Source organism: Actinomadura meyerae, from assembly GCF_900188445.1.
Classification (GTDB): Bacteria; Actinomycetota; Actinomycetes; order Streptosporangiales; family Streptosporangiaceae; genus Spirillospora; species Spirillospora meyerae.
Map to the genome: position 1 here is coordinate 1 of NZ_FZOR01000103.1, position 2469 is coordinate 2469.

At 76.6% G+C, this 2469-nt stretch carries 1 protein-coding gene; it reads left to right on the forward strand.

All coding sequences use genetic code 11. The features are described 5' to 3' along the window. A partial coding sequence (locus tag CHF16_RS39055) for a polyketide synthase dehydratase domain-containing protein (RefSeq protein WP_143228395.1) occupies window positions 1-2469 on the forward strand: 2469 nt, incomplete at both ends.

Consider the following 2469-nt stretch of genomic DNA (forward strand, 5'->3'; position numbering starts at 1 on the left):
CACTCGCCCACGCCCACACCAACGGACTCACCATCCCCTGGCACATCCCCGGACACCACACCAACCTCCCCACCTACCCCTTCCAACACCAGCGGCACTGGATCAACACCCCCACCACCAACGACCCCGCCGGCCTCGGGCTGGACGCCAACCCGCATCCCTTCCTGACGGCGGCGGTCGATCAGGCCGACGGGTCCGGGGTCGTCCTGACGGGCAGGGTGTCGGTCCGGACGCATCCGTGGCTCGCGGACCACACCGTCGGCGGGGTCGTCACGCTGCCCGGCGCGGCGTTCGTCGATCTCGCGGTCAGCGCTGCCGACCGGCTGGGGTGCGGGCAGGTCGAGGAGCTGACCCTGGAGAGCCCGCTGGCGCTGCCCGAGACCGGCGGGGTGCGGATCCAGGTCGTCGTCGGCGAGCCGGACGACGACGGGCGGCGGACGCTCGGCGTCCATTCCCGTCCCGACGAGGACGGCGACTGGACGCGGCACGCGAGCGGGACACTGGCTCCGGCGGCCGTCGCCGGTGCCGAGCTGGCGGCCTGGCCACCGCCCGGCGCGGAGCCCGTCGATCTCGCCGGCCTGTACCCGCGGCTCGCGGAGCGAGGTCTCGGGTACGGCGCGGCGTTCCAGGGGGCACGGGCGGCCTGGCGGCAGGGCGCCGATCTCTATGTGGAGGCCGAGGTCACCGCGGATCCCGCCGGGTTCGGTCTGCATCCCGCGCTGCTGGACGCGGCCCTGCACGTGCTCGCCGCCGACTCCGACGTCGCGCGGCTGCCGTTCAGCTGGTCGGGCGTGTCCCTGCACGCCACGGGGGCGACGGCGCTGCGCGCGCGGCTGACCTCGACGGCCGGCGACACGGTCTCGATCGTCCTGGCCGACCCGTCCGGCGCTCCGGTGGCGACGGTCGAGGCGCTCACCGCCCGTCCGATCGCCGGCCCGGCCGGTGCGGCGGCCGCGTCCGGCGACGGGCTGCTCCGCGTCGACTGGCCGCGCCTTCCGCTCCCCGAGAACGCGGGCACGGGCGGCGACGTCACCGCGCTCCCCGCGTCCACGGACGTCCGGTCGGCGACCGGGCACGCGCTGCGCCTGGTCCAGGCCAGGATCGCCGATCCCGGCGCGGGGCCGCTGGTGGTCGCCACGCGCGGGGCGGTGGCGGTGCACGGCGGGGAACGGCCCACCGACCTGGGGCACGCCGCCGTGTGGGGGCTGGTGGGCGCGGCGCAGTCGGAGCATCCGGGCAGGTTCACGCTCCTCGATCTCGACGGCTCCGAGGAGTCGGAGCGGGCGGTCCCCTTCGCCCTGGCGACCGGCGAGCCCCGGCTGGCGCTCCGGCGCGGCGAGGCGTACGTTCCCCGGCTCGCCCGGCGGCCCGCCGAGGGGGCGCTGCCCGTCCCGGACGGGGTCGCCGCCTGGCGGCTGAACCTGACCGGCGAGGGAGTCCTGGAGGGGATGTCGCTCGATCCCAATCCGGCGGCCGAGGAGCCGCTGGCGGCCGGGGAGGTGCGGGTGGCGCTGCGCGCGTCCGGGCTGAACTTCCGGGACGTGCTGCTGGCGCTCGGCATGGTGCCCGACGACGCCCGCCCGCTCGGCGGCGAGGCGGCGGGCGTGGTGGTGGAGGTCGGGCCGGGCGTCACCGACCTGGCCCCCGGCGACCGGGTGATGGGCCTGATGGCGGCCGGGATCGGGCCGCTGACCAGGACCGACCGGCGGCTCGTCACGACGGTGCCGCGCGGCTGGTCCTTCGCGGAGGCGGCGTCGGCTCCGGTGGTGTTCCTGACGGCCTACTACGGGCTGGTGGACCTGGCCCGGGCCGAGCCCGGCGAGACGCTGCTGGTCCACGCGGCGACCGGGGGCGTCGGGATGGCCGCCGTGCAGCTGGCCCGGCATCGGGGCCTGACCGTGTTCGGCACGGCGAGTCCCGCGAAGTGGCCGGCGCTGCGTGCGCAGGGCGTGCCGGACGAGCGCATCGCGTCGTCCCGGACGCTCGACTTCGAGGAGCGCTTCGGCGCCGTGCTCGGCGAGGACGGCGGCGTGGACATCGTGCTGAACTCGCTCGCGGGCGACTTCGTGGACGCGACGCTCCGGCTCCAGCGGCACGGCGGGCGGTTCCTGGAGATGGGCAAGACCGACGTCCGCGATCCCGAGGCGGTCGCCGCCGCGCATCCGGGCGTCGCCTACCGGGCGTACGACCTTCTGGACGCGGGTCCGGAGCGGATCCAGGAGATGCTCGTGGAGCTGCGCGAGCTGTTCGACCGGGGCGCGCTCCGGCCGCTGCCGGTGACGGCGTGGGACGTGCGCCGGGCACCGGAGGCGGTGCGGTTCCTCAGCCAGGCGCGGCATGTCGGGAAGGTCGCCTTGACGGTGCCGCCCGCCGCCGATCCGGACGGCCTCGTCCTGATCACCGGCGGCACCGGCACGCTCGGCCGCCTCGTCGCCCGCCACCTGGTCGAACGGCACGGCGTCCGACGGC